The 413-nt window shown below is 66.3% G+C and carries 1 protein-coding gene; it reads right to left on the reverse strand.

The genetic code is table 11. The features are described 5' to 3' along the window. Window positions 1–413 (reverse strand): hypothetical protein (locus tag EN850_RS33795; protein ID WP_210238011.1); only part of this gene is annotated, 413 nt, incomplete at both ends.

Here is a 413-nt window from a genome sequence, read left to right on the forward strand (position 1 = left end):
CTGCAGGTAGCGGTCGGCCAGCGCCTTGGCGGTGTCATTGGCGCTCATGCCCTGCTTGGGCGAGCTGAGCATGCCCGACAGCACGCGCAGCAGTTCGTTGACCAGGCCGGAGACCGCGTCACCGACCGCGAGCGGATTGATCCGGGTGGATCCGGTTTCGCCAGCGGCCAGGGTCAGGTTCTGCGAACTGGTCAGGGCGGGCAGGGTGATCCTGTCGTTGATCAATGGCTGGCCCAGCAGCTTCAGCAACTGTTCGTTCTGCAGGGTGGCGTCGCAGACATTGGCCTTGGAAAAGCGCTGCGCAGGGTCGACATTGCCGACGCAGGCGCGCAGTACCGACGCGTCCACCTGGATCGTCGCCCTGGGGGGACTTGCGCCGCACTGGATGCCGGTCAGCGTGCCCATGCCGTTGG

Origin of the sequence: Mesorhizobium sp. M8A.F.Ca.ET.207.01.1.1 (assembly GCF_004794715.1) — a bacterium.
Lineage (GTDB): Bacteria > Pseudomonadota > Alphaproteobacteria > Rhizobiales > Rhizobiaceae > Mesorhizobium.